The 6,000-nt window shown below is 59.5% G+C and carries 4 protein-coding genes; 1 reads left to right on the forward strand and 3 read right to left on the reverse strand.

Annotated elements, in window-relative coordinates; translation table 11 throughout:
* Positions 1–72 precede the first annotated feature (72 nt).
* From QQJ86_RS16165 to QQJ86_RS16175, 3 genes are all read right to left on the reverse strand, one after another.
* On the reverse strand, positions 73–1,041 hold the full coding sequence (locus tag QQJ86_RS16165) for a sulfotransferase family protein (protein WP_284321994.1): 969 nt from the start codon (positions 1,039–1,041) through the stop codon (positions 73–75).
* A 367-nt stretch (positions 1,042–1,408) separates the two neighbouring features.
* The gene (locus QQJ86_RS16170) at positions 1,409–2,992 is read right to left on the reverse strand and encodes a carbohydrate-binding protein (RefSeq protein WP_284321995.1); all 1,584 of its coding nucleotides are present in this window, start codon (positions 2,990–2,992) and stop codon (positions 1,409–1,411) included.
* A 296-nt stretch (positions 2,993–3,288) separates the two neighbouring features.
* Positions 3,289–4,650 carry a carbohydrate-binding protein gene (locus QQJ86_RS16175; RefSeq protein ID WP_284321996.1) on the reverse strand — a complete coding sequence of 454 codons (1,362 nt, stop codon included), beginning with the start codon at positions 4,648–4,650 and terminating at the stop codon, positions 3,289–3,291.
* Between the two features lie 588 nt (positions 4,651–5,238).
* Here QQJ86_RS16175 and QQJ86_RS16180 point away from each other — a divergent pair.
* On the forward strand, positions 5,239–5,736 hold the full coding sequence (locus QQJ86_RS16180; RefSeq protein WP_284321997.1) for a VOC family protein: 498 nt from the start codon (positions 5,239–5,241) through the stop codon (positions 5,734–5,736).
* Positions 5,737–6,000 lie beyond the last annotated feature (264 nt).

Here is a 6,000-nt window from a genome sequence, read left to right on the forward strand (position 1 = left end):
GCGCACAACATCAAGGCGGCACAAGCTCACGAACTTGCGCGCTTGCTGCTCGCACTCATCGCCGATGTGTCATCACGCCACACGGAAGCGCCCTTCTGCTGTCACCGCAGCGGTCATTTTTCCTTCCATGCGACGTTTCGGCAGTGTTGGCGCCTGCAGACTGAAGCTGTCCTCGCGGTCGTAAGCGAGGCTGCTGGCAGCGTAAAGATCTTCGTAGGAATTCAGTTTTTCACGCAGCCACTCGCGCAACTGGGGGCCAAACAACTGTTCGACCTTGCTGCTTGCCTGTTGCGGCAGACCGTTGAGCGCACCCTGCTTCCATGGCTCCGCTGCAGGATCTGCGATGTGCTGATGACAGATCTGATCGATTTCAATATCAACAGATAATTCGAGAAAAGCGCATAAACGCTGCCATTCCTCCTGCGGCTGGCGCACCAGATCTTCAAGGAAAACGAAATGGTGATGCCGCGCGCCGATGCACGAGCGATGGATTTCCAGCGCGCGATTCCAGCGCCGCACCCACAGCATCAACCCACCACTGAACGAATGGTTGTCGTAGCGCAGGTACGCATCCATGATCGACGCAAGCACATCCATGCCCGGCCGGATGACGTGGATGAAACGCGCATCCGGCAGGTAGTGCTCAATCTCCGGCAGATAAAGCAGATGATGCGGCGTCTTCTCGATCCAGGCCGTGCGCTTGGCGCGCTCAGCAAGACTGTCCAGTGTGGCGATGAAGCGATTGACGCACGTATCCAGCATCCACGGCGCACGCGTGGGTGCGGCGCTTTCGCCAAGCAGCGAGCGTTGCAATTCGACAAATTCTCGCCGCCCATAACGCCGAGTGAAACCAAGGCGACGAGCCAGATTGCGTCGGCGTGGCTTGGCGCCTTCGTCGCCGAAGCGATGATCGATGCCGCCTAGGAGGCGCGGAAAAAAACCGGTTTCAGGAAGCGTGAAGATCTGAGGATGTCGGGCCAGCATGGCCTGCACGATGGTGGTGCCCGAACGCGGGCACCCGACGACGAACGTTCGTTGCATGAGCAGCTGGCGCCCCCTGCTTTTATTGATAGCTGAACTGCGTCGCGTGTCGCCGGCGCACTAAAACAACCGAACGCGTCAGGTTGTTGTAAGTTGACGCAACTTACACATACGTCGCGATCGTGTCCAGAAAAAATTCTTATGTTGCATAGTGTTAAGTTGAGCCTGCTCGCTTGCTGGCAAATACCGCCGACGCATTTTCGTTCAGTTTTATAGAACAACAGCCCGCTACTTGCCGACTTGACCATGCTGTGAAAAAAGCCACCGGCACTTTCGTACCGGTGGCCGCCCCTCACATCCGCGCGCTGCGGAACGAGCATGCCTCCCGCCCGTAGCGCGCCCCCTGTTCCTACTCCGCTTCTGCCTGCTACTTACCGATGTCCTTGAGGATCTCCTTGGTAAAGGCCAGCACGCCTGCGCTCGGATACGAATTGCACGTCGACGACGCGGAGCCAGCCGCGCACGGCGTATCGCGATCCAGCGACCAAAAGTGCACGCCGGCCAAGCCATTCGCCGTGGCGTAATTGGTGATGGTGTCGATGTCCGCCAACGTGGTGACTTCACCACCGCTGTCGTTCTGCCCGATCATCGGCGTGAGTTCGATATGGCTGGCCGGGATGCCGTAGCTGTGCTCCAGATTGGTCACCGCCTGAATCGCCGACTGGCCCATTTCACACACCCCGTTCACCACCACGCAGTTGGAGGACGTTGCGCCGCCGTAATCCATCACCATCAGATCGATGGTGTAGTTCTTCAACGCTGGACTGGACGCCTGGATCGCCTGCACCACCCACTGACCCAGTTGGTTGATGCCGCCGTAGCTGCCGTCCGACGCACCGAGCGTGGCCAGCGTGAACGAGAAGCGCAGATTCGGATACTGCGATTGCGCCGCGGCGACATCCGCAACAAGTTGCTGGACTTCCGCCTGTGTCTGGCCGCCTTCGATATCGAAATCCACGCCAATCATCTGCGCGGTGTAGTACTTCGCGATGAAGCTCTGGAACGCAGAGGCCGAGCCGCACGTGAATACACCCGCTGCACCACCCGTGGAGACGATGTAGTTCAAACCTGCGCTAGCCAGCGAATTGGCCGCGCCGGGCGTGATGTTGGCTGAGATGAATTCCGATGGCGTTACGCCGGCCCAGTTTTCGCTGCCGCATTCGCCCGTGGCAAACGCGAGCGTAATACCCGTCAGATTCGGCACCTGCGTGGAGTACAAGCTGCCGCTACCTACGACAGGAATGGCCGTACCCGTCACGGCCGTCTGCATGGCGTAGGTATTCCAGTTCATGTTGATGCTCATGTCCTTGTAAGGACTGAACACGAAACCGCTGGGTGTCGGCGTTGGTGTTGGAGTGGGCGTAGGTGTCGGCGTCGGGGTGGGTGTTGGAGTAGGCGTAGGTGTCGGCGTCGGGGTGGGTGTTGGAGTGGGTGTTGGAGTAGGCGTAGGTGTAGGGGTTGGCGTCGGTGTCGGAGTGGGTGTCGGCGTAGGCGACCCGCTGCACGCACCTAGCGATGTCCACGGCGCACCGCTGCCGGCAGCACCATTGTTAGTGGCGGGATTCTGGTTCTGGGTCCAGAAATTCGCCTTGTAGTTGGTGCTGTTCTCACTCACCAACGCGCCGCCGTTGTAAGCGGTCGAGCTATTCCAGGCCGTATCGCACGCAGGTGATGGCGTGGGAGTTGGCGTAGGTGTGGGCGAACCGCCGCACGCGCCTTCCGACGTCCACGGCTGGCCGCTGCCGGCACCGCCATTGTTGGTGGCCGGATCGTTGCCTTGCGTCCAAAAGTTCGCAACGTAGTTGACGCCGTTTTCGCTGGCTTGATTACCAGCCACATAAACATTGGTCGATACCCACGCCGCCGCGCAGGTGGATTGCGCATGCACGGTTTGCACGGGCGCAACGGTCAGCACCGTGGTGGAAAGCGCCGCGCATATCGCGGTGCTCAAGGAGCTACATGTCAGGGTGGTCCACTTCGTTGTTCGCTTCACTTGCATGGGACTGTCTCCAGAGTTGGATTGAACCGCAACAGGTGAAAAACATCGGCGATGCGATGACTTGCGTTCCGCATGGCACATAAGGCAACGAACGCTGCCACGCATCCCTGTATCGGTACTGCATGTAGTGATTTGCAGCGCATGCTGCGCGCCGCGTATCCCGCCAATCCGCACGCTATGACGCCGTGGCGATCCGGCACGCTGCCGAACCGCCACGGGATTTCCCCTGCGTTCCCTGCTTGTAGGTCTTACTTGCCGAGATCCTTCAGAACCTCATTGGTGAAGCCCAGCGCCCCCACGCTCGGGTACGAATTGCAGGTCGCCGACGCGGAGCCGGCCGCGCACGGCGTGTCGCGATCCTGCGACCAGAAGTGCACGCCAGCCAAGCCGTTCGACGTCGCGTAGTTGACGATGGTGTCCATGTCCGCCAGCGTGGTGATCTCACCTTGTGCATCGTTCTGGCCAATCATCGGCGTGAGCTCGATGTGGCTGGCCGGAATGCCGTAGGTGTGTTCAAGATTCGTCACGGCCTGGATCGCCGATTGACCCATCTCACACACGCCGCTCACCACCACGCAGTTGGAGGAAGTCGCGCCGCCGAAATCCATCACCATCAAGTTGATGGTGTAGTTCTTCAGCGCCGGGCTCGACGCCTGGATCGCCTGCACCACCCATTGCCCCAGCTGATTGACTCCGCCGTAGCTACCATCCGATGCCGCGAGCGTGGCCAGCGTGAAGGAGAAGCGCAGATTCGGATATTGCGATTGCGCAGCGGCGACGTCGGCCACGAGTTGCTGCACATCCGCCTGCGTCTGACCACCTTCGATATCGAAATCCACGCCAAGCATGTGCGACGTGTAATAACTGCCAATGAAGCTTTCGAATGCAGAAGCCGATCCGCACGTGAACACGCCGGCCGCACCGCCAGTTGAGACGATGTAATTGAGGCCAGCGCTGTTGAGCGCGCTGATGTTGCCGGAGATGAAACCCGAAGCGGTCACACCACCCCAGCTTTCGCTGCCGCAGCTACCGGTAGCGAACGCCAGCGTGATGCCAGGCAGATTCGGCTCCTTGGTCGAGAAGAAGCTGCCGCTGCCCACCACTGGGAGCACGGTGCCCGAAGCCGCCGTCTGCATGCTGTTGGTGTTCCAGTTGAGATTGATCGTGATGTCCTTGTACGGACTGAACACGAACCCGCTGGGTGCCGGCGTTGGTGTGGGAGTAGGCGTCGGTGTAGGCGTCGGTGTAGGCGTTGGAGTTGGTGTCGGGGTAGGTGTCGGCGTGGGAGTGGGTGTCGGCGTAGGTGTTGGCGTCGGCGTACAGGAGCCTTGCGAAGTCCACGGCTGGCCGCTGCCCGGACCGCCATTGTTGGTGGCCGGGTCGTTGCCCTGCGTCCACCAGTTCGCCTTGTAGTTGATGCCGTTCTCGCTAGCCGTGTTGCCAGCCGTATAAATCGCGCTTGCACTCCATGCCGCAGCACAGGTGCTTTGCGCGTGTACCGTTTGCACGGGTGCGACGGTAAGTACGGTCGTGGTAAGCGCGGCACCCACCGCGGTGCTCAACGCGCTTGCCGTAAGGGTGGACCACTTCGTGGACTTCTTCTCTTGCATGACTGTCTCCAGACTGGTGAAACGCTACGAGGTGAATGAACGCCGGCGATTTCACGACCGCATTCCGGACAGTCGAGGGGGACAGTCGCCAACCGCATCCATGCGCGATACCACTTGTCATGAAGCTGCAAAGCGGGGGCGAGTATCGGCCTCACATGACAACGTTGTCCAGTCAAGTTGGCCGATTTGCCCACGCTGGAACGTGATTCACATCGCAAAGGAAAAAATGTCATGTCGATACCGCATGCATTCACATCGCATGCACACTCTAAGCGCGTATTACGCTGGAAAAATAGGCATTTATCGCTGCATCGCAGCACACTAAGAACATGTGCAAACGCATGCCGATGGCCGACATGCCAGGAACCCGCGACCGCTACGGGGAGACCCTGACGATGAAAAACGGTTGGCGGACTGCGCTTTATGGCGCGACACGAGTGACAACGATGGCCACTCATGTCCGCTTTTCGTTCGATCCAAAACTGACAGCGTCAACGATCACGTCGCTGTCGATTTCGCCTCATTAAGCTCGTCGTGTTGGTAAGAGCCCGTTCTATATCTCCCCACGGCCCACACCGGAGACATGCCATGAGCAATCGGTTCCAGCGCGTCACGCCCTTCCTGTGGTTCAACGAAGAAGCCGAGGAAGCGGCCAACTATTACGTATCCGTGTTCGACAACTCGCACATTCTCAGCGTCACGCGCTATGACGCCGGAACCGCCAACGCAGCCCATCGCCCCGCAGGCTCGGTGATGACCGTTGCCTTTGAACTGGACGGCCAAGCCTTTACCGCGCTCAACGGTGGCCCGGTCTTCACGTTCAATCCTGCCGTATCGCTGGTGGTGAACTGCCGTACGCAGGCCGAGGTGGACCACTATTGGAATGCGCTATCGAAAGGCGGCGATCCTGCCGCACAGCAATGCGGCTGGCTGAAGGATCGCTTCGGCGTGTCCTGGCAGGTTGTGCCGGTGCAGCTGATCGAGCTGCTCACGTCCAGCGACAAAGCCAAGGCGCAGCGCGTGATGCAGCAGGTGATGAAGATGAAGAAGCTCGATGTGCGCGTGCTGGAAGAAGCGGCGGCGTAATACAAACGCTTGCCGCAAAGCATCCTCAGTGAATCCCTCTCTTTGGGACCGGATTAGCGCCGTGTCTCAGCTGGGTGTCTCGTTTGTTGGGACATTGCCTGCGGCGCTTTCGGTCGCGAAGCGACCGGGTCACTTTTCTTTGCTGGCCCAAAGAAAAGTGACGGCGGTTTCTAAACTCAAGTGCATCACTTGAGTGGAGAAGCGGATGAGGCGGAGGTATGAGCACCTGAGCGCCGAAGAGCGTGGCGCGATCATGGCCATGAA

The sequence above is a fragment of the Dyella acidisoli genome (assembly GCF_030160295.1).
Lineage (GTDB): Bacteria > Pseudomonadota > Gammaproteobacteria > Xanthomonadales > Rhodanobacteraceae > Dyella_B > Dyella_B acidisoli.

Coding starts and splice junctions, on each gene's coding strand:
- QQJ86_RS16165 (WP_284321994.1), bottom strand. CDS start 1,041: ATGCAACGAACGTTCGTCGTCGGGTGCCCGCGTTCGGGCACCACCATC.
- QQJ86_RS16175 (WP_284321996.1), bottom strand. CDS start 4,650: ATGCAAGAGAAGAAGTCCACGAAGTGGTCCACCCTTACGGCAAGCGCG.
- QQJ86_RS16180 (WP_284321997.1), top strand. CDS start 5,239: ATGAGCAATCGGTTCCAGCGCGTCACGCCCTTCCTGTGGTTCAACGAA.